At 44.9% G+C, this 23,015-nt stretch carries 11 protein-coding genes and 1 pseudogene; 4 read left to right on the top strand and 8 right to left on the bottom strand.

Annotated features, from left to right (window positions below):
• Nucleotides 1-155 precede the first annotated feature (155 nt).
• The 7 genes from QUB64_RS02430 to QUB64_RS02400 form a co-directional block, all read right to left on the bottom strand.
• Complete coding sequence (locus tag QUB64_RS02430; protein ID WP_333266138.1) at nucleotides 156-1,427, bottom strand: hybrid sensor histidine kinase/response regulator; 1,272 nt, start codon at nucleotides 1,425-1,427, stop codon at nucleotides 156-158.
• Nucleotides 1,428-1,445: 18 nt separating this feature from the next.
• Nucleotides 1,446-4,199, bottom strand: coding sequence for an ATP-binding protein (locus QUB64_RS02425; RefSeq protein WP_333266136.1), 2,754 nt, complete (start codon nucleotides 4,197-4,199; stop codon nucleotides 1,446-1,448).
• A 69-nt stretch (nucleotides 4,200-4,268) separates the two neighbouring features.
• The gene (locus tag QUB64_RS02420; protein WP_333266134.1) at nucleotides 4,269-6,521 is read right to left on the bottom strand and encodes a GAF domain-containing protein; all 2,253 of its coding nucleotides are present in this window, start codon (nucleotides 6,519-6,521) and stop codon (nucleotides 4,269-4,271) included.
• Nucleotides 6,522-6,584: 63 nt separating this feature from the next.
• Nucleotides 6,585-9,665: an ATP-binding protein gene (locus QUB64_RS02415; protein ID WP_333266132.1), complete on the bottom strand. Its 3,081-nt coding sequence runs from the start codon at nucleotides 9,663-9,665 to the stop codon at nucleotides 6,585-6,587.
• A gap of 65 nt (nucleotides 9,666-9,730) precedes the next feature.
• Nucleotides 9,731-15,199, bottom strand: coding sequence for a trifunctional serine/threonine-protein kinase/ATP-binding protein/sensor histidine kinase (locus tag QUB64_RS02410; protein WP_333266130.1), 5,469 nt, complete (start codon nucleotides 15,197-15,199; stop codon nucleotides 9,731-9,733).
• Nucleotides 15,200-15,365: 166 nt separating this feature from the next.
• Complete coding sequence (locus tag QUB64_RS02405) at nucleotides 15,366-16,928, bottom strand: UDP-N-acetylmuramoyl-L-alanyl-D-glutamate--2,6-diaminopimelate ligase (protein WP_333266128.1); 1,563 nt, start codon at nucleotides 16,926-16,928, stop codon at nucleotides 15,366-15,368.
• A 188-nt stretch (nucleotides 16,929-17,116) separates the two neighbouring features.
• Nucleotides 17,117-17,422 carry a glutaredoxin family protein gene (locus tag QUB64_RS02400; RefSeq protein ID WP_333266392.1) on the bottom strand — a complete coding sequence of 102 codons (306 nt, stop codon included), beginning with the start codon at nucleotides 17,420-17,422 and terminating at the stop codon, nucleotides 17,117-17,119.
• An 898-nt stretch (nucleotides 17,423-18,320) separates the two neighbouring features.
• Here QUB64_RS02400 and QUB64_RS02395 point away from each other — a divergent pair.
• The 4 genes and pseudogenes from QUB64_RS02395 (at nucleotide 18,321) to QUB64_RS02380 (ending at nucleotide 21,913) form a co-directional block, all read left to right on the top strand.
• Nucleotides 18,321-19,595: an ATP-dependent DNA ligase gene (locus tag QUB64_RS02395; RefSeq protein ID WP_333266126.1), complete on the top strand. Its 1,275-nt coding sequence runs from the start codon at nucleotides 18,321-18,323 to the stop codon at nucleotides 19,593-19,595.
• Between the two features lie 75 nt (nucleotides 19,596-19,670).
• A pseudogene (locus QUB64_RS02390) lies at nucleotides 19,671-19,886 on the top strand (Uma2 family endonuclease); the annotation flags it as partial.
• A gap of 3 nt (nucleotides 19,887-19,889) precedes the next feature.
• Nucleotides 19,890-20,534, top strand: coding sequence for an SMI1/KNR4 family protein (locus QUB64_RS02385; RefSeq protein WP_333266121.1), 645 nt, complete (start codon nucleotides 19,890-19,892; stop codon nucleotides 20,532-20,534).
• A 137-nt stretch (nucleotides 20,535-20,671) separates the two neighbouring features.
• Nucleotides 20,672-21,913 carry an exonuclease SbcCD subunit D gene (locus QUB64_RS02380; RefSeq protein ID WP_333266118.1) on the top strand — a complete coding sequence of 414 codons (1,242 nt, stop codon included), beginning with the start codon at nucleotides 20,672-20,674 and terminating at the stop codon, nucleotides 21,911-21,913.
• 87 nt (nucleotides 21,914-22,000) lie between these two features.
• Here the strand turns inward: QUB64_RS02380 and fmt are convergent, their stop codons facing one another.
• Nucleotides 22,001-22,999 carry a methionyl-tRNA formyltransferase gene (fmt, locus tag QUB64_RS02375; RefSeq protein WP_333266116.1) on the bottom strand — a complete coding sequence of 333 codons (999 nt, stop codon included), beginning with the start codon at nucleotides 22,997-22,999 and terminating at the stop codon, nucleotides 22,001-22,003.
• Nucleotides 23,000-23,015: the final 16 nt, after the last annotated feature.

Genomic DNA, 23,015 nt, shown 5'->3' with positions numbered 1-23,015 from the left:
TAGCTACATATCGGTCAGCGAGGAAGGAGTGCTTCGCCCCTACAGATATATTTGCTTTCTGAAAGAGATGCTCGCGATGTTTTTTCCCTACAGATGCTCGCCTCTAATTTATAGATATAGCACTAATTTCAGAATTAATTTAAGTAAACTACGGATTAACATGGAATGAAAATCGTAAATTCTGTGCCTTGACCTAAAATTGAGCTGACCTCTAGCATACCAGAGTGTGTATCAATCACAATCTGGCGGGCGATCGCCAATCCCAATCCCGTCCCCTTGCCAACCTCTTTCGTAGTAAACAAGTGGTCGAAGATGCGCGATTTTACTGAGTCAGACATCCCCGATCCGTTATCTTTGATACTAATTGCTACAGTGTCCAGGTCGATCGACAGTTGAGTAGAAATGATAATTCGTCCCGGCTCGGCTTGTAATTCGGCATAGGTTCGCCCAACGCACGCGGCATCCAAAGCATCGATCGCGTTAGCGAGAATATTCATAAACACTTGATTTAATTGACCGGGAAAACACTTAATGGCTGGCACATCACCGTAGTTAGCAATCACTTCAATAGCTGGACGCAGCTCATTTGCCTTGAGGCGATGGCGCAAGATTAGCACGGTGCTATCGATACCTTCATGGAGGTTGAATAACTGCTTTTGGTCGCTATCAGCACGGCAAAAAGTGCGCAGACTTTTACTAATTGATGTAATGCGATCGCCCCCATCTTTCATCGCTTTGATTAACTTGGGCAAATCTTCCCGCAGATATTCTAGGTCGATGGTGTCTAGCTCTGCCTCAATAGTAGGGCCGGGTTGGGGGAACTGTTGATGATATAGATCGAGCAAACCAAATAAATCGTTGATGCTATCTTGGACAGCACTGACATTACCCACCACACAACTAATGGGATTATTGATTTCATGGGCAACCCCCGCCACAAGTTGTCCTAGGGTGGAGAGTTTTTCTCGCTGCACCAGTTGCAATTGAGTCTTCTGCAAGTCATGAGTACGTTCTGCCACTTGTTGTTCCAAGGTGTCGGTGAGTTGCTTTAAGCGCCAGTGAACCTTCACTCTTGCTAATACTTCCTGCGGCTCAAAAGGTTTGGTAATGTAGTCCACCGCCCCCAAGGACAAGCCTTTGACTTTATTCTCCGTATCTGCTAAAGCCGTCATAAAAATTACTGGGATACCTTGAGTGGCCCGGTCTGCTTGGAGGCGGCGGCAGGCTTCAAAACCGTCCATTTTGGGCATTTGCACGTCGAGTAAAATTAGGTCTGGGTGAGCATAGGCGACCATAGCTAGGGCTTCTTCACCATCCACTGCCATGCGAACTTTGTAGTTTGCAGATTTTAAGGTTTTGGAGAGGACAGACAAGTTGGTTGCATTGTCATCCACAATCAAAATAAAAGGACTGGTTGAGTTAGCCATAGTTTCTACTGCTACAGATTAAGGAAGATGCTGCTGAATAAATGCCCGGAGTTGTTGGAGTTCGCACGCCTCAACCATCTGGATGATTTCTCCGACAAAAGCCGCATTATCCGCATCTGGGATTTGCTGGGCGACTTCCATCACTCCGTCTAAATCGCCAATGCGGGCTAGTTGAGCAAGTTCAGTTAATATGGCGATCGACGGTGGCTGAATTTCTGGGGCTACATCAGGCCCATTTACTGATTCGCCTTTCTGTGCTTGGTAAATCCACTCTAAGTTTAAATATTTTTGTAATTGTTCTAGCAACGTTTCAGCTATGATGGGTTTGGGCAAGAAATCATTGCCGCCGGCTTTAATGCTATTGTGGCGATCGAGATCAAACACACTCGCCGAAGAAACCAACACGATGTGATGTTGTAGGTCAGGGTGCGATCGCAAAGAGCGCAAAAACTCAAACCCGTCCATGACTGGCATTCTCAAATCGGTAACAATCAAATCCGGTGCTGTCTGTGAAACTTGTTCTAACCCGGATTGTCCGTTACTAGCTTCAATAATTGTAAAACCAATTGGTTCTAAAAGATTCAACAACACCGAACGGTTTTCCCAGCGGTCATCGATCAATAAGATTTTGCGTCGAACGCCAGTATAGCCTAGGATAGTTCCTTGGGAAACAACTCTCGAATCTGCTGCCCAATCTCTAACTTGGGGCAACTCTACCTCAAACGAGAAGGTGGTACCTTCCCCGGGAATGCTCTGCACCTTAATTTCACTACCCATTAAGGAGACAATTTTGTGGCTAATTGCTAGTCCTAGTCCAGTACCTTCTGATTGTTTCTGGGTATCACCTACCTGTTCAAATGGCTGGAATATCTTCTCTACCTGTTTGGGGGTCATGCCGACTCCCGTATCTGCGATCGCAAACCGAATCCGTGTATTTTTGGGATCGTTGGCTGTATCACTTATCTCTACTCTGAATGTAACTTTACCCTGTTCGGTAAATTTAATGGCATTGCCCAACAGATTAATCAATACCTGACGCAAACGCTTTTCATCGGCAATCACTCCGATAGGTAAGTTGTCATCGAAGAGGCAGTCGAAGCTAATTCCTTTTTGTTCGGCGCGGATCTGGTTGATTTCGACAATTCCTTGGAGAAACGAAGGGAAATGTAAGGATGTGGGATAGAGTTCGAGTTTGCGAGCTTCGATTTTAGAGAGGTCAAGGATATCGTTAATTAGCGTCAGCAGGTGCGAGCCGCACTGGTAGATAATGTTAATGCCATTAAGTCCCTTGTCGTTGATGGATTCGTTGCGTTGCAAGATTTGAGCGTAGCCGAGGATGCCGTTGAGGGGCGTGCGGAGTTCGTGGCTCATGTTGGCGAGGAATTCGCTTTTGGCGGAGTTGGCGTTGTCGGCTGATTCCTTTGCTTGTTGGAGTTCGGCTGTACGCTCAGCAACTCGGTCTTCCAATACTGTAAACGAGGTTTTGAGTTGCACTGCCATTTGGTTGAACGATCGCCCCAAACCTTCCAATTCATCAATACCTTTGACTTCCACAGGGCGATCTAAGTCTCCGCTGGCGATCGCTTCACTAGCTTCATTCAATCTGCGGAGCGGTCGAGCAATCCAATTTGCAGTGATAATCCCGACTCCTGTGGCTAGGCCTAAAGCTAACAAACACAATAAAATTGTAGCCTGGGTATTAGCATTGATTTGCTCCATAAAATCCGACTCAGGGACTACTACAACAATCAACCAATCGAGGCCTAAATCATCTTGGTACCGTGATAACTGCACAAATTGGTGCTTTCCTTCAATCTCAAAATCGAATTTCTGCGTACCCCGGACATTTTTGAGGTCTTTCACCCGTTCACTGATATTTTTGGCCGTATAACTAATTAGTTTATTTTGGCTATTAACAGCAGAAATTCGCTGTGATTTTTTACCTTTTAGTACAAATAGAACATCTTTCAAATTCGAGCTAGCCACTAGCAGACCGGAAGGTTCTATGATAAAGGTTGCACCAGATTTGCCTACTTTAAGGTCATTCAAGAATCTACTGATTCCGGATAAAAGTAAGTCACAACCCGTCACATACTGCAACTCACCGCTCTTATTATAAACTGGATAGCTAGCAGTAATATTGACAATTTCTGGACGGTTTTGAGCATGATAAATGCTACTCCAAATCGGCTTTCGCACTTTAACTGGATCGGCATACCAAGCATCTGTATACACATCATACGGAAAGCTATCAACTAACTTACCTATCTCCCCGCGATCGTTAGTTTTATGGGAATTAAATTTTTTATCTCCCCCTTGATTCGATAATTCCAGAAAAATTGGAGCTTGGGGATTTTCCCGACGCACACCATAAAACATACCGTTGGGTTTTGCGTACTGGATATAACTCAGGCTGTCAAAAAGTAAAATTTGATTCCATATATACTGTTGGGCAATAGCCGTATTTTTCACATTGAACTGCCCTTGCTCAATAGCTTTGACGTTAATACGATTGACAATTTTGGGAATGGCTAAGTAAGCATCTAAATGTTGTGCTATCCTAGAGGATATCTCGTTACGTAGTTGACCAGCCAGATCGTTCACGGCCTTTTGACTATTCAGAAAAGATAACCATCCCACCAGGCCGACAGCGGCTGAAATTTGGAGGACAAAAGGAATAATTAAGACTGTTCGTAGAGGAATTTGGCGAGAGATTTGAGGGAAAACCAGATTTAACTTTTTAACGATCACGATCGCCTCCACAAGATTCATAAAAATTATTTTTTTTATCCTAGGCAATTCTACCAGGAGTTGAATTGACAATAATTGATACTTGATGTTTTATATTGTACAACAATTTGATAAAATCGCCAATCCCAATCCCGTGCCCTTGCCAACTTCTTTTGTAGTAAACAGGTGGTCGAATATCCGGGATTTTACTGAGTCGGACATACCCGGGCAGTTATCTTTGATTCTAATTACTGCGGTGGAAAGGTCGATCGACCTGGAAGTACAAATCATAATTCGTGAAGGTTCAGCCTGTAATTCGGCAAAGGTTCGCCCAACGCACGCTGCATCCAAAGCATCGATCGCGTTAGCGAGAATATTCATAAACACTTGATTTAATTGTCCGAAAAAGCACTTGAAAAGCGGCAAATTACCGTATTGTTTTACAATCTCAATTGCCGGACGTTTATCATTAGCTTTGAGGCGGTATTTCAAAATCAACAGCGTACTGTCAATCCCTTCGTGGAGGTTGCAAGCCACTTTTTCGGCGGTATCGGTGCGGGAAAAAGTGCGCAGCGTGGTGCTAATCTCGCGAATCCGCTGCGATGCTACTTTCATCGATGGGATTAGCTTTTGCAAGTCTTCGATCAGGAATTCTAAGTCAATATCTTCGGCATGATCGAAGACTTGTGGGGCGGGTTCGGGATAATTTTCTTGATAGCATTGAATGTGGGCGAGCAAGTCTTGAATGTATTCTTCGGCGTTGTTGACGCTGGCGGTGATAAAGCCAATCGGATTGTTGATTTCGTGCGCTACCCCGGCTACTAAATTGCCCAAAGTTGCCATTTTTTCATTTTGGATCGTTTGCAGTTGGGCTTGTTGTAGATCGAGGAGCGATCGCTCTAATTGCTGCGCGTAATCTCGGGATTGTTGGTAAAGGCGGGCATTTTCCAGAGAAATCGCGGCTTGGGCGCACAAAAGTTGCACGACTTCCAGGCGATCGCGCGTAAATGCACCAATCGTTAATTGATTTTCCAAATACAGCAACCCGATCAATGTACCCTGATACAAAATAGGCGCGCACAGCACGCTTTTGGGCTGTTGCTGCGCGAGATACGAGTCAGCCAGAAAATCGGTTCCTGCTGTCGCATCATCCAGCACGACGGTTTTTAAGGTACGTTTAACATAGTCGATCACTGTGAAGGGAAGCGATGCGCCATTGGCTAGCGACACCGCTCGCAAGATAACGCTTTCATTCAGGTTTGCTAGAGCTTCCACAGCCAAATTCTCATCCTTGAGCAATAACAGAGCAGCCTTTTTTGCTCCGGCATTTTCCATCACCACTTGCATTAAAGTGTGAAGCAATTGCTCTAGTTGAATTTGACTCGATAAAGCTTGCGATGCTTTGAAAATGCTGGCAAAATCGAGGGATTCAGAAATGCCACTGCTGGTAGAGCAGGTTGTTTGGATAGTTCGATCGCTCAATGAAGGGCGATCGATTTGGAAGCGGGTTTCACCCAGCAAAGCGATCTCGCGCTGGGGTTGCAATATGGGAAGAAGCAGGTGCGGATAGCGGGTTTCTAAGTCATCGGTTTTGGCTTTGGCTCCCCAGCCGTAGCAGTAGTAAGCTTGCTGCATATAGGTTTCCGCGATTTTTTCTTTGCCCCAATCGAGGTAGAATTTGGCAGCTAATTCGTTGGCTAAGGCTTCTTCTTGGATGTAGTCGTGGGCTTTGGCGAGGTGAATTGCGCGATCGTACATTTCTATTGCTTCCATCTTTTGATTGAGCACCCGATATTTTTCTGCATCAACCAAACATAATTTGTGCAAAAAATTCATCGGTGCGTGATTCGCCCAGTGCTGCATCTTTTCCTGACTCGCACTAATCCGCTCTAATATTTTAAGTTGCTCGGCTGCTTCAGCATTGGGATAAATTGCCAACCGCGTTATGGAATCGTAGAAATAAAAATTGGGAAGTCTGAATTTTGAAACTGCAACCATTAAATATTGTTCTACCTGCACTGCATTTTCCAGCGCCGCACCGTATTCCCCCAACAAATAACAAAGCTGAAGCTGGTAACTGTAGAACTCAAAAAGCCCAAAAAAATCGCTTAATTCCCGGTGAATAGGGAGCATTTCCTCTGCGTTATAAGCAGCACCGCTCAGCAAACAAGGATTGGCACTTTCCCCCAATAAATTTAATACAGCCTGCTCGACGATTAGATTGCAGTACAGCACTCTTTCTTGCTTAATTTGCCGGAGTACATGATTGTATTTGGAAATTTCTTGCCCTAAATCCACTAGATTATTACCGCGAAAATACGCAGTATTGCAATACTCTGCCAAACCGTATGCTGCAAATTCCAAATCTCCTGTTTCCAAACCCAACGTGTAAATATCTAAGAAGAATTTTAAAGTATCTATAATATGTTATTTCCAAATCTTAATACTAGAGGCGACTGGTAACAATACCTTGACTCTGAACTCTGGCTTCTGGAACTTCGACACTAAAATCATAGCGAGTTCGCCAAATTGATAGCCAGTTTCGATATCGCCGATCATCCCGCAGAGAATTAATCCATAATTAGCATAACCAAAAGCCGAATCAGCAGCGTTGCCGTATTTAAGAGACAAATCGATTTGTTTTAAAGTAACTAGCGGAAACAAAGCTGGCTTGACAGTAAATGCCAGAGGAATCAAGTTTGACAGCACCCGCATTGCTGCTAGAGGTTCAGCTTCCGTCATTTGTGGCAAGTTAATTAAATCTTCAATCGATTGATTGCCTAAATTTACACTTATCTGCTGAAATGATCGCTGAAAATCTGACGGATTGGGCTGTTCGGGAAACTCTACCCCAAACATTTTTAACAAGCCTAGCGCGAGGTTTACTGCTTCCTGTGCTTGGTTTCTGGCAGCACAAGCTTGAATTTTTACTTCATAAGCTTTGACTTGCTCTACCGCTGTTTTAGCCTCGGCTAAAATTATTTGTACTGATTGCTCCATTGCTGCTAAATTTTCTGCAAAATATGCAGTTTTTGCCGCTAAATTGTGCATTTTTAATGTCAGTTGATACTGAGTTTTCCAGCAATCAACCTTCAGCAATGCCAGACATACTGTGGCATATTTGCTAGCAGCAACATAGGAAGTTGACGCTCTAGCTTTGTGTCCGGCTACCCAATTTAACTCGGCGAGTTGTTGCTGTTTGTCTGACCCAACTAGCAAATCAACGCCATAGTTTAATTGATTGACAATCTCAAAAATCTTCTCGTCTCGCTCTGGAGCCGGTGTATGTTGCAGCAGCAGTTGTCCTATTTGCAAGTGAGTTGCTTGTTTTTGGTTTTCGGGAATCAATGAATAAGCAGCTTGCTGGACGCGATCGTGCAGGAATTTGTAGCTGACAATTTCCGAAGTCTGCGGCGCATCTTCTCTGGCTCGTCCGAGATAAAACTTGTACACTTCACTGGTCGGCAAAATCAAGCCTTCTTGCAATGCTTTCCACAAATTTGTTGCTGTTTCGGTGGACAATTCCTCTGTTACCGTCGCCAAAGTTTCGAGATCGAAAGAGTTGCCAATACACGCGGCTTTTTTTAACAAGTTTTGCGTGGAATCGGGCAGTTTATGCAACTGCAACGCCATAAATTCAACCACATCATCCGTCAGCGCTAGTTTCTTTACTTGGGCAATGTCGCAGTGCCACCCCCCTTGTCTTCCCCCCTTACTAAGGGGGGACTGAGGGGGGTCAAACTGAATCAACTTATCGTCGTGGAGCAATTTTAGGAATTGCGTGCTAAAAAATGGATTGCCTTGGGTTTTTTGATAAATTAATTTAGTTAATGGTAGTGCGATTGCTTCCGCACAGCTCAGTGTATCGGCAACGAGTTGATTTAAACTCGTTTCAGTCAGCGCCGCTAATCTAATCGTATTGATGGCAGCTTGTGCATTCCGAATCTCTTCTAGCGCCAACATCAAAGGATGAGCGGCAGCAACTTCATTGTCGCGATCAGCTCCAATTAATAGGAGATATCCGCCCTCTGACTCGCTCATCAACAACTGCATCAATTTCAAAGATGCGGAATCAGCCCACTGCAAATCATCGAGAAAAATTACTAACGGATGTTCTTTGGTGGTGAATACTTGCAGAAATTTTTCCAACAGTAAATTAAAGCGGTTCTGTGCGGCTGTCCCCGACAGTTCTGTGGCGGTTGGCTGTTGACCGATAATTTGCTCTAGTTCGGGAATTACGTCGATAATTACTTGGGCGCTGTCACCGAGTGCGGCTAATATTTGGGTTTTCCAATTTGCTAATTCAGCGTCGCTTTCACTCAGCAATTGCCCAATTAATTCTCGAAATGCTTGGACAAAAGCTCCCAAGGGAATATTGCGGTTGAATTGGTCGAATTTGCCTTTGATGAAGTAGCCGCGCGCTCCGACAATTGGTTTGTGGACTTCGTTGACAATGGCGGTTTTGCCAATCCCTGAAAAACCCGCGACTAACATTAACTCGCGCTTTGACTGGTTCCCGGGAAGTGTTTTGGAACCAGAAATGCGATCGAATGCTGCCAATAATTGAGCAACTTCCGCTTCTCTGCCGTAGAGTTTCTCTGGTATGATAAAGCGATCGCACAAATCCCTCTGACCTATTTCAAAATCTTGTATTTTCCCGGTTTTTTCTAGTTGACGCCAACAAAATTCTAAATCAAATTTTAGCCCCAAAGCGCTCTGATAGCGGTTTTCGGCATTCTTCGCCATCAATTTAGCGACAATGGACGAGAGTACCGACGGGATTTGCGGATTGATCTCATGCAGGGATGGCGGTTGCTTGGCAATATGACAGTGTATCAACTCCATTGGATCGTTGCTTTGAAACGGCAATTCTCCCGCCAGCAACTCGTAAAAAGTGACACCCAGAGAGTAAAAATCTGTGCGGTAGTCAACGCCGCGATTCATCCTGCCGGTTTGTTCGGGAGACAAATAGCCGAGTGTGCCTTCGATCGCGTTAGGATTGATTAAGGTTTGAGTTTCCCTGGGCAGCAAAGATGCTATACTAAAGTCAATTAATTTAACTTCTTTGGTGTCAGGATTAATTAAAATATTGGCGGGTTTAATGTCTTTGTGAATGATGCGGTGGCGTCCGAGTATCTCTAATGTATCGCACAGAGCGATCGCAATTTGGAAAAACTCGATTAAATTGGGTACAGTTTGCCCTTGTCCCGTCCATTGTTTTAAAGAAATTCCCCCGAAGTCTTCCACAATCAACGCATAGCCGTTGCGGCATGACTCCAAACTGTAAGTTTGGATGATTCCGGGAAAATTTAAGTTTTTGGCGATCGTATATTGATTGCGAAAATGTAGGAGTTCGCTGAAGCTGGGATACTCGTTCCGCAAGACTTTGATGATGACAGGTGTTTCGTCGCGGAGGCGAGTTCCGCGATAAACTATGGTGCGAGTTCCTGAGTAAATGGTTTCGCCGAGGCTGTATCCAGAGAGAGTTAAAGTTGTTGGTATCATCATTTTGATTTTGTGCGAGTTACAATTAAGAATGTTTAATGAGTTCAGAAAAATTTTGGCTAAATTTTTTACAAAATAGGAAGAACGATCGTAAATTCTGTTCCCTCTCCCAGGGTAGAATTAACATCGATCCTACCTCCATGTTTATCGACAATAATCGAATAGCTGACTGAGAGTCCTAAGCCCGTACCCTTACCCACAGGTTTTGTAGTAAAAAACGGTTCAAATATCTTATTCGCCGCCGATGGTTCTATCCCGATACCATTGTCTGCAATACGAATGACTGCATTGCGATCGCCATCAACCCAAGTCTGAATCCTGATAGTCGGTTTTTTGTGAAAATTAGCTTCGTTATCCTGTGCTTGTCGCAAAGCGTCTATGGCATTGCTCAGAATATTCATAAATACCTGATTGAGGGCAGAGGCGTAACAGTTGATTAAAGGGAGTTGACCGTATTCTTTGAGCGCTTGAATTTCTTGATATTTATCATTGGCTTTTAGGCGGTGCTGCAAAATTAACAAAGTGCTGTCAATTCCTGAATGAATGTCGATCGGTTTAAACTCAGATTCATCAAGGCGAGAGAAGTTCCGCAGAGATTCGATGATTAGGCGAATACGCTCGGTTCCTGTCGTCATCGAACCTAGGATTTTAGGTAAATCTTTAAGGAGAAATTCTAGATCTATTTCGGCAATTTTAGCTTGAATTTCGGGTGGGGATTGAGGATAGACTTCTTGATATAAGTCAATTAACTCAATTAAAGATGTCATGTAGTCATCTACATGGTTGAGATTGCCGTGAATGAAGTTAACAGGATTGTTGATTTCGTGAGCAATTCCGGCAACAAGCTGTCCCAAACTTGACATTTTTTCTGTTTGAATGAGTTGGGATTGAGTCGCGTAAAGTTTTTGCAGGGTGGCTTCGAGTTGAGTGGCTTTTTCTTGTAACTCCTGGGTGCGTTCTTCCACCTTTTGTTCTAGGGTGTAGGAATAATCCTCTAATTGGCTATAGAGTTGAGCGTTTTGCAAGGAGATAGCCGCTTGGGCCATGAGCAGTTCGATCACTTGCAGGCGATCGCTCGTAAATACCCCTTGGGTTAAGCGATTTTCTAAATAGAGAATCCCAATTAATTTGCCTTGATTGATAATCGGAGTACACAATAAACTTTTGGGCTTTTGCTTTTGAATATAAGCATCCGAGGCTAGAGAAGTCTGAGCCGCATTATCAATGACTACAGTCTGCTGAGTGCGAGACACATAGTTAATGATAGAAGTAGGGACATCTTGACTGGAATCAACGGGGAGCCTCCGCCTTACAACAGCTTGATTATCTGTCGTTTTTTTTCCGAAAGCAGCCGTGGCTTCTATAAATAAATTCTCACCTTTTAGTAAGATTAAATCGCATTTATCTGCTCCGGCATTTTTCATCACGATTTGCACTAAGGTGGAAATCAATTGCTCCAGTTGAATTTCACCAGATAAAGCTTGGGAAGCTTTGAGGATGGTGGCGAAATCTAGAGAGTCAGAAATGCTACTGCTGCGAGAATAGGTGGTTTGAATGATTGAATGAGAAATAGACGAGCGATTGGTATTTAAAATCAGGTTTTCGTTGAGAAGAAATCGAGGCTGTTGGCTCTGCAAGATGGCAGTCAAGATCTGGGGATAACGTTTTTCTAAGTCATCAGTTTTGGCTTTGGCTCCCCAATGGGAATAGCAGTAGTAAGCTTCTTCTAGATAGCTGACGGCGACTTTTTCTTTACCCCAGTCGAGGTAGAACTCGGCCGCCAGTTCGTTGGCTAGGGCTTCTTCTTGAAGGTATCCCGTATCTTTTGCGCCTTGAATCGCTTGGTCATAAAACTCCATAGCCTCAAGAACATTCCCAAATACTCGGGCTTGTTCTGCCTGAATCAACCAATACTTATGGAGAAAATTCTGTGGAGCACTATCAGACCATTCTCGGAGTTTTGCTTGATTTTTATCGAGATCCAGCAGATATTGTTGCTGCTGGTTCGGTTCAGCTTGAGGGTAGAGCGCAAGCAGAATCAATGAGTGGTAAAAGTTATAAACACCAAGCGCGATCAATCCGATCGCAGCTTGTATGTATTCGCCAGCCAGCAAAGTACAATCTAAAGCACTCGCATATTCCTTAAATAAATACAAAATATTTGCTTTGGCAACATATAGCGCAAATAAGGACATATAATTGTTCGTACTTTGCCAAAGTTGCAGGAAGTGCAATTCATCAAAACGCTCTCCAATCAATTGGAGCTTGTCAGAAGATTTGCCTTGTAAGTTCAAGGTAGCTTGCGCCCAAATCTGAGCGTAGGATAAGGCAAAATCGTGCTTATTTTTTAGTATTAACTCTAGGTAAGGGGCTTGTTTTGCTTCGACTATTTCTAGTCTCTCCCCAGTTACAAAGAGATTCTTACAGTAGTGCATGGAGTTATAACTAGCCCACTCCAAATCCCCTGTTTCTAAACCGCTTTGGCATCCTTCTATAAAAGCAGTGAGTGTCGCTTTGGCTGGCTCCTTCCAAAATCGGATATGAGCATTAAATAAAGTATAAAGTCTTGCTTTCAGTGCGGTTGCGTGAAATTTGTCTAACAACTTTAAGGCTAATTTTCCCGCATGATATCCTTGCTCAATGCCTCCCGGGGCGGCGCAGAGAATCATGCCATAGAGCACATACCCATAAGCTGCCAATCCCGAATGTCCACCTTCAAGCGCAAGATTTACCATCGTTAAGATCAGGGGACGAATCATCTCTGGTCTGGCAATATAAATCGGAGGATAAAGTGTCATTAGAATCCGCAAAGCTGCCAGTTGCTGCGGATCGGTCATTTCAGGAATATTGTCTAAGTCTTCAATGCGAGGTAATTCTGGCATCGCGCGATCGCTGATGCTGGTATCGAGGTTAATTCCCAATTTTTCTAATGCTTCCAAGCCTATATCAATCGCTTTTGTCATCATGCTTTGCGACTGATAAGCTTGAATTCTTAGCTCATATATATTAATCATATCGAGCAAATTGTGAGCATCGATTAAAACAATCTTGGCAAGGCTTTCTAGTCGATAAAAATTGCCATTCAGGTATTCTGCTTCTGCTGTTTCGATATAAACAGCCAGCGTCAAATCATACTGAGTTTGCCAACTATCAGATTCCAGTAATGCCCAGCTTATATTCAAATATCTGGCAGCATCTGCATAAGCCGTAGCAGCTTTTGCTTTCTTTCCTGCCAGTAGATTGAGTGAGACAAGATGATTTAATTGCTCTCGATCAGCTATCAGTTCAACACCAATATTGAGTTGATTAACAATCTCGAAAATATTGTCTTTATGGGTTAATTGAGGTGTTATTGCCAAAAGAAGCTGACCAATTTTTAAATGTGTCGCTTTTTTTGCCGATTCTGGAATAAGCGAATAGGCAGCTTGCTGAATTCGATCGTGTAAGAATCGATAGATTACGGGTTCATGAGTAGTATCGGTTGTCTGCTCTGCTCCCAAATAAAACTTATAGACTTCACTTTCGGGTAGGATCAGCCCTTCTTGTAAAGCTTTCCATAAGTAAGTGGCAGCCTCGGGTTCTGTTTGTTCTGAAACGATCGCCAAAGTGGACAAATCAAAGGAGTTGCCAATACAAGCTGCTAGTTGGAGGATTGTTTGGGTGGCTTTTGGTAGCTTTTGTAACTGCAACGCCATGAATTCCACGACATCATCAGTCAATGCGGCCGATCGCACTTTTGCGAGATCGCATTCCCAATGCCCTAATTCAGTATCAAAGCTAATCAGCCGATCTTGATGCAGAGCCTTCATAAATTGGGTGGCAAAAAATGGATTACCTTGGGTTTTTTGAAATACCAAATCCGTGAGGGGTTGGGCTAATGCAGTCGAGCAATTCAGCGTATTAGCAACCAACTCATTGAGGCTGGTATCACTCAGGGGTTGCAAAGTAATCTGATTAACAGTGGCGCCGCTGTGGGTAATTGCTGCCAAAGTCACCATCAACGGGTGAGCTGCAAACACTTCATTATCTCGATAAGCACCGATCATTAACAAATAGCCTGCTGTTGATTCAACCATCAAAAGTTGCATCAAATTTAGAGATGCCGAATCTGCCCATTGCAAATCGTCCAAAAACATTACCAGAGGGTGATCTTGGGTTGTAAAAACTTGGATAAAGTTTTGAAATAGTAAGTTGAAGCGATTCTGAGCAGATGTTCCCGACAGTTGCATCCCAGGCGGCTGAGGACTAATAATTAGTTCTAATTCGGGAATGACTTCAATAATGACTTGTCCATTTTCACCAACAGCTTCCAGAATCTGCGTTTTCCAATTCTGCAACTGAGCATCACTTTCGCTGAGCAATTGTCCCATCAAATCTCGAAATGCTTGGACAAATGCTGAAAATGGAATATTGCGGTTAAATTGGTCGAATTTGCCTTTAATGAAATAGCCGCGTTGCCGTACAATCGGTTTGTGGACTTCGTTGACAACGGCGGTTTTTCCAATCCCCGAAAACCCGGCGACTAGCATCATTTCGCCTCGCCTCCGTCCCCCCTTGGTAAGGGGAGATGAAAGGGGGGTGGCTACGCGATCGAAGGCATTGAGTAAGGTTTCTACTTCCGTTTCTCGTCCATAAAGTTTTTCGGGAATGGTAAAGCGATCGCAAATATCTCGTTTTCCCAATTCAAACAGAACGATATTGCCTGTTTCTTGCCACTGAAACCGACATTTTTCGATATCCTGCTTTAATCCCAAAGCACTCTGATAACGGTCTTCCGCATTCTTCGCCATCAATTTGCTGACAATCTGCGAGAGTACCGGCCCGATTTCCGGATTGATTTCATGCAGTGATGGCGGTTGTTTGGCAATATGAGAGTGTACCAATTCCATCGGATCGTGGGATTGAAACGGCAACTCTCCCGTTAGCAACTCGTAAAAAGTGACGCCCAAAGAGTAAAAATCGCTGCGGTAGTCTATACCGCGATTCATCCTTCCCGTTTGTTCGGGAGATAAATAGCCGAGTGTGCCTTCGAGGACTTTAGGATTGATGAGAGTTTGATTCGATCGCGGCAGCAAAGATGCGATGCTAAAGTCAATCAGTTTGACTTCTTTAGTCTCAGGATTAATCAGAATGTTGGCGGGTTTAATGTCTTTGTGAATGATGCGGTGGCGGTAAAGTATATCTAATGTATTGCCGAGAGCGATCGCAATTTGGAAAAACTCAACCAGAGATGGCACTGCTTTCCCGAAGCCCGTCCATTCCTTCAGAGAAATTCCCCCGAAGTCTTCGACAATCAGCGCATAGCCGTTGTGGTAGGGTTCCAAGCTGTAGGTTTGGATGATTCCGGGGAAATTCAGGTTTTTGGAGATCGTGTACTGATTGCGAAAATGCAATAGTTCGTTGAAGCTGGGATACTCGTTCCGCAAGACTTTGATGGCTACGGGCTGTTTGTCCCACAGGCGAGTTCCGCGATAAACTAGGGTGCGAGTGCCTGAATAAATGCGATCGAGTGTTTGATAGCCAGTTAGTTCTATCATACCTATGAATAATTTTTTGATTATTATAGTATTTAGTGTTACTAACTATAGTGATCTCATCCCAATTATATTCTACTTTAGTATAAATGCTTAAAAATACCACAAATTTCTCCACCAGCGAATAGCTAACTGTTAACGGTTAACCGTTAACAGTTAACCGAATTAATTAATTCATTCTGGCTGTCAAGGCATCTCGGGCTTGTTCTCGATCGTCAAAATGGACTTTTTCGGTGCCCAAAATCTGATAATCTTCGTGTCCTTTTCCTGCAATCAGCACGCCATCTCCGGGTTTAGCCTCCATAATAGCAGTGCGAATGGCTGCGGCGCGATCGCACATGACGACGGGTTTTACGTCAGCGGGAATGCCTGCGAGCACGTCTTCTAAAATGCGATCGGGATTTTCGGTGCGCGGATTGTCGGAAGTAACGACAGCTAAGTCGGCCAATTCTGCAACGATTTTACCCATTTTCGGGCGTTTCGTGCGATCGCGATCGCCACCGCAACCAAACACGCAAATCATTTGACCGGGAATAAACGGCCGCGAAGCCTTCAACAAGTTCTCTAAACTGTCAGGAGTGTGCGCGTAATCGACAATCACGCTAATATCTTGGTCGGGACTAATTTGCACCCGTTCCATGCGTCCCGGCACTCCCGAAAACTGAGATAATTTCTCCACAATTGCGGACAAATCTAAACCCAATTCCAAAACAGCACCGACAGCAGCCAACATATTAGACAAATTGAACTGACCGACTAAAGGCAAAACAAAAGCAGCTTCGCCCTTGGGAGTATGCAGCATACCCTTAACTCCATTGGGCTGGTACTGCAAATCGTCAGCATACAAATCAGCCGTCTTGTCGCTAGTGCTGTAACTCCAAACTCGATCGGATTTGAGGCTTTCAACAATCCGCCGCCCGTAGGAATCGTCAATATTAATTACAGCGCGATTTTTGAGGTAATCGGAACCGAACAACAGAGATTTCGCCTCAAAATAATCCTCCATATCGCGGTGATAATCGAGATGGTCTTGAGTCAAGTTGGTAAACACCGCCACTTCAAAATTACAACCCAAAACTCGCTGCTGTGCTAAAGCGTGGGAACTGACTTCCATCACGCCGTGTTTGCATTTTGCGGCTACAGCTTCTGCTAGTTGTTTTTGCAAGTCAACCGCAAAAGGTGTAGTGTAAAGTGCAGTTTGTTGGAAGCCCGGCCAGCGAGTGTAAAGCGTGCCGAAAATTGCGGCCGGTAACTGCATTTGATTGAGCAAAAATTCGATTAAATGAGTTGTGGTAGTTTTGCCGTTAGTTCCGGTAACGCCGACAAGTTTTAATTTGCTAGCTGGATTTCCGTAAAATGCGGTGGCTATTTGACCGCAAATTTGAGCCATATCGGCTGCGACAATGACGCAGGGAAGCTCTTCTAGCCCCCCCTTGCTAAGGGGGGGTTGGGGGGGTGTTTTCTCTTCTAGCCCACCCTTGCTAAGGGGGGGTTGGGGGGGTGTTTTGTCGGCGGCTTGGGTGGAAATTATGGCGGCAATGGCACCGCTGGCGATCGCGCTCGGCCAAAAATCTCCCCCATCTACCCGAGTTCCCGGCATTCCCAAAAACAAATCTCCCGCCCCACAAGCGTGGGAATTAGTCGATAAACCCTTGACTTCGGCGTCGAGGGCCGGATGTTGGGCGTCAAAGGAAATTCCGGGAAGTGCTGCTAATAATTCTCTCAATTTCATCTGAAAAACTCCTCACTTGGATGTCTTGAATATGACTTGCGCAATTGTTTAGGCTGCACCCGGAGCGGGTTTTGCGGTGCGGGGCGCACACCTGGATCGGCTTTTGCGGTGCGCGGTGGTACGCACCGGAAGGGCTTTGCGGTGCGCGGCGCATTGCACTACAGACTTGAGTTTTTGCGTAAATCGTATTATTCTGACGGATCGGTTTGCAAATATTTCTGTAACATTTGCTCCAATTGTGCGATCGTACAGCGGGGAGAAGGACGAGGTAACTGTTCTGCTAGGGAAATTGCAGCGTCGCCAGCAGAATTTCTGCGTTGGGGCTGCACTTTAAACAAAACTGGTACTTCGTACTGATAAGCTTGAAACCAGTCATCGCGTTGGGTAATGTCTCGGACTTCCAATTGAAACTTGAGGCTTTCAATCTGTTCTAGTTTTTCTTGCAACCCTTCGCATAAGTGGCATCCGGGTTTGCTGTACAAAATCAATCGCATCATAAGAGTACAATTAGACTTGATCTTAAATTCTCGAAAGTGCGATCGCAAGTTAGCGAACCAGGTTTCGCAAGCAAGCTGCGGCTTTATTATTGCCCTCAACGCACCATCCAGATCATCTTAGCATTGGCGGCGAACCGATCACTACAATTTGCCATCTAAATGCACATACCAGGCGATCGAACCCTACACTCTGTCAGTAGAAAATGCAAATTACGCCTTAAATATATTACCGAATCAAATTATTACGTCTGCCTCTAATCATTGGGATTGTGACTATTCACTCGTCCCTCAATTCTGTGGGCTCTGCTGACCAATTATTCCAGACTTTTATTGCCGGGAATTGGGGCGGTTCTTGCGTAGCTTTTGTGTTCATTCTTTCAGGATTCCTGTTGTTCATAAATTTTAACTGAGCGCTGAATTCTTACAAACAAAAGCTAAAATCTCGGTTGGGGACTGTCCTGGTTCCTATTTGTTTGGGAACTTGGCTTTATTGGCAATGGTGTTATATAATGTCCGGTGGATTGACCGCAATAAGCATCGCGAATTAAATAACTTACACAAGTTTGTGGGGTGTCGGGCCCGCCCTTTCTGGACGGGATCCCCCGCCCATCCCACAAGAATCATAAAAATTGTAAGTTATTTAATTCTCATTCCTAAGTAAGGAACGCACGTGCGGACTTCAGTCCGCACGTGCGTTCCGTCTTTTGTTGTTAGAAGTTACGCGCGGGCGGTCATAAACCGGGTTTTTTACGCTCATCTGCGGGCTGCAATGAAGGATTTTTGTGGAAAAACCCGGTTTCTTGGGCTTGATGCGTAAATCCTGGTTTTGTCCTTGCTTGACTAATGAATCAAGCTTGAGTATAGTGTAAAAGTAGCCCTACAAAAAGGAGGCTGTATGGAGTTTACCGAATACGCAGAAGCCAAGCGAAAAGCAGCCAAAAAAATTAGCGCCGATATTCGAGAACGCTGGAACAATCGCATCGTCACGCGGGGATTACACTTAATGGGTGAAGCGGGCGCCGTGCAGTATTTAGCTGATTACGGGCGCGGAATTGGTACGGCAAAAGTTATTAGTTTTGCACTCTGCGCTGAGTCGGAAGGATACCCGGAAATTGCGATCGGCTTTTGGAAAAGAGCGTTTGAATTGGAAACCGGAGAAAAGCCGACTAAAAGCACTCCCAACAACTCTACCACCAATCCTGCTCCTGCTGCAAAATCAACAGCCGCTGCCAAAATAGAGACTGTCAACAATCCGATTGTTCCCGAATTACCTCCGCACTTGCAGCCGGGAAGGATTGTGACGATGCAACCGGTGGACGCGCCCAGCGAACGTTCTTATTACATCAAAAATCCCGAGTATTGGGGACAACCAAAACGGGACGGCAATCGAGTTGTGGTCGTGGCGACGCCAGATCGAGTATACTACCAATCGCGATCGACTAACCTGCGGCAACAAGCATCAAGTGCGATCGATCGCACTTTAACTGACACAGCAGCTAAAATTGGCATCTTTGTCTTAGACGGCGAACTGTATTACAAAAGCTGTACGGGCAGCGAACACCGCACGGGCGCGCAAGCTGCTACAGTTAATATTGAAAGCGGCTTTCCCACAACCCAGCCCACCGCAGTTTATGCCATTTTTAAAGCTTTGTTTTTCAAGGGAAATGACCTTACCGCAACCGCCGAATCAGCAAGAATTGCCGCCGGGGTTGAAGTTGGCGAAATGCTGCTAAGTTTATCTGCGGAATTTGAAATTGTACCGACATCTCGCACCACTGCCGAAAAATTGTTGCTGGCCCAACAGCAGGAAGCTGAAAATAGAGAAGGCGAAGTTTGGGTTTTACACAACTGCCGCTATGTCGGCGGTAAAGATGTTAAGAAATTGCCGATAGTCAGGACTAAATACTGTCAGGAATACGACTTATTTATTGTCGGGTTGACTCCGACAAAAGTTGCGGGGAGGCCGTTTAGTGCGATCGAAGTTGCGCAAGAAATCGCGGGCAAATTAGTGCCGGTCGGAACAGTGGGAACGGGCTTTAGCAGCGGGGAAATGCAGGAAATTGCCCGACTGTACGAAGCTAACCCTCGCGGAGTCAAAATCAAAGTGCGATCGCAGGGATTGACAGAAAGTGGCAAACTGTGGCACGCCCGATTCCTGGAATTTTGTTAAATCGTTTGTAGTCAGGATTGAAGTCCTCCCATCTATGCGGACTAAAGTCCTCACTACAAACCAAGTTTTGACAGAGGTGATAAATTTGCCGACTACCAAACTGCATCGAGTTTGCAGGAATACGTACTCATCAATCAATCGGAAATCAAAATTGAATGTTTTCGACTCAATGCTGAGGTAAATTGGGTTTCTCAGATTTACCGACAAGGAGATGAGTTAGAGTTGACGAGTATAGATTTTCGCTGCCCGATCGCCCAAATTTACCAAAAAGTCCCCGGCATTAGATTATAATCTATGAAACAACTCTTTCAGCCACGAAATCCTCTGGTTCGTACCTTTACACAAACCTTAAAACGCTGCTGTCCCGACGCGCTAAACTTGCTAAATTCCGGTGCAATCGAAACGGAAATCGACTTATTTAAAAATCGTCACCAACAATCGCTTCCCGAAACATTTTATGATTTTTATCGCTGGTATAACGGTTCGGCTTATGAGAGTTCAGAAAATGAGTGGCTGTTGCCTTTTGAACACGGTAGGAGTATTTTATCTTTAGCATCTATTGCTAAGGAGAAAAAATTTTGGGACGCCCAGAGTCAAGTTAATTTTCAAAAATGGCAGCCCGGAGAATATTGGCATGAAGCATGGATTCCGTTTATGAAAATAGATGATTTGTGGCTGCGGGTTGTGGATACAAAAGGCTGTTTCGGCGGTATTCCTGGACAAATTATCAGTTTCGAGTGCAAAGGCGAACCTTTGAGAAGTATTGAATGCGATTCGTTTGATAAGTGGCTGGAAACTGCGATCGCCAAAATTGAGTTAGAATGTTTGTTTACAGAGTTTAACGAAATCGGCTTAGAGGAAGAAAAGGCAATATTTGCGATCGAGAAACGCATCAATCCCCACCGGCGCAGCGTCGAATTAGTACCTAGAAACACATAAAATACCTGGTAAATAGAGGACTGAAGTCCTTACGAAAAACCAGGTTCGTAGTGAGGACTTTAGTTTTTCCTCGGAAGTGAAAGAAGGACTGAAGTCCTCACTACAAACCTAAATGAGAAGTCACAAACTAAAAAACAATGATTAAAATCTTACACCTTTCAGACATTCACATGGGAAGCGGCTTTTCCCACGGCCGCGTTAATCCAGAAACTGGTTTAAATACGCGGCTGGAAGACTTCGCGGCGACGCTAAGTAAATGTATGGAGAGAGCAATTTCAGAACCCGTAGATTTAGTCATATTCGGCGGGGATGCTTTCCCGGATTCAACGCCGCCACCGTTTGTAAAAGAGGCTTTCGCGCACCAATTTAGCCGCTTGGTGGAGGCGCAAATTCCGACGGTTTTGCTAGTAGGAAATCACGACCAACATTCGCAAGGACAAGGCGGCGCGAGTTTGGGAATTTACCGGACTTTGGGAATACCTAAGTTTATTGTAGGCGATCGCCTGGAAACTCACCTCATACACACCCGCAGCGGGTCCGTACAGGTGGTTACGCTACCTTGGTTGACGCGATCGACCTTAATGACGCGATCCGAGACTGAAAGCCTTTCTATGGGCGATGTTAACCAATTATTAACCGAAAAACTGACGATCGCCATGGAAGGAGAAATCCGCCGCCTCGATCCAAACATCCCCACCGTACTATTAGCGCACTTAATGGCAGATAAAGCAAGCTTGGGTGCAGAGCGTTTTTTAGCAGTCGGTAAAGGATTCAACATACCCGTTGCCATGCTAACACGCCCTTGTTTCGACTACGTTGCCCTCGGTCACGTCCACAAACACCAAAATCTCAACGCCAACAACAATCCGCCCGTAATTTATCCCGGAAGCATCGAACGAGTTGACTTTAGCGAAGAGAAAGAAGATAAAGGTTTTGTGTTAGTTAATTTAGAACGCGGAAAAGCAGAGTGGGAATTTTGCGCCTTACCCGTGCGAGTATTTCAGACGATTAAGGTGAACGTATCTGAATCGGAGAGTCCGCAAGCCGACTTGGTGAAAGCCATTGGGAAGAAGGAAATCCAAGATGCAGTGGTGAGATTGATCTACCAATTGCGATCGGAACAATTAGACTTAATTGATAACGCAGAATTGCACGCACTGCTGGGCGAAGCGCACAGCTACACAATTCAGCCGGAATTAGTCAGTCAGCTAGCAAGGCCGAGGTTGCCGGAACTCAATGCTAATAACAGTATAGAACCTTTAGATGCTTTGAAAACTTATTTAGCAAGTCGCGAAGATTTGAAAGATATTACTGAGAGTATGCTAGAAGCCGCACGGGATTTATTGGGAGTTGAAGAAGAAGTTTTAGTCGAATTTTAGATAAGATAGTGGTTGAAACCGCCCGGTTTTATAATCTTGTGGGGTGGGCATCTTGGCCGCCCCAAACCCACAACCTAAACCTACAATTTAACTCCCAAAAACCTCACCCGCCGCCAACCGAGTCCCATTCGCAAAATCCATCCCAGACTGAACTTTTTTCCCAGCCAACTGCACCTCCCGCAATAATAGCAAACCATCGCCAGTTTGGACGATCGCGCCCAAGCCCTTCACAACCTTCACAACCTCGCCATTTGCGCCCGACAACTGCTCCAAAACAGGCCATTCCCGTTCCAAAACCCTCAACTCCGCTGGTAATTGCAGCCAATATTCCGGCCCCACCGGCACAGTTGCGATTACTTTCAGGGAATTACCGCGAAAAGTCGTAGTGCAATCCGGGAAAAAACCCCTAACTTGATTGTGAAGGGCGATCGCACTTTTCGACCAATCCAGCACAAAATCCTCACCCTTAATCATCGGCGCATAAGTCGCCTCATCATCATGCTGAACAACAGGTTTAACATCCCCATCCCTCAACTTAATCAAAGTTTCCACCAACAAATCCGCCCCAAGTTCCGCCAACCTATCGCCCAAAGAATCAGCATTATCCAACAGCGTAATTCCCGCAAAAGCCTTCAAAAGCATCGCCCCAGTATCCATACCAGCATCCATCAGCATAGTAGTAATTCCAGTAGCCTTTTCCCCATTAAAAAGACACCGCTGAATCGGCGCCGCCCCGCGATATTTCGGCAAAATTGAACCGTGAACATTCACGCAAGCCAAACTAGGAATATCCAGAATTTCCTGAGAAAGAATCTGGCCGTAAGCCACCACCACAAACACATCAGCCTCCGCTTCCCGCAACTTAGCAAGCGTTTCCGCATCCTTCTTAATTCGGCGCGGCTGCAAAACCGGAAGACTGTGATTTAAAGCCACATCTTTTACAGGTGAAGGCATCAATTTATTCCCCCTTCCCCGGCGCTTATCCGGCTGAGTCACAACACCCACCACCTCAAAATCAGGGTGACTCAGCAAACTGGATAAAGTAGGAACAGCAAAGTCAGGAGTGCCAAAAAAAACAATTTTCATCGATTTTTAGTTAGTT

Source organism: Microcoleus sp. Aus8_D2, from assembly GCF_036702665.1.
In the GTDB taxonomy this organism is placed as follows: domain Bacteria; phylum Cyanobacteriota; class Cyanobacteriia; order Cyanobacteriales; family Microcoleaceae; genus Microcoleus.
This window is presented reverse-complemented; position numbering and strand designations above follow the sequence as displayed.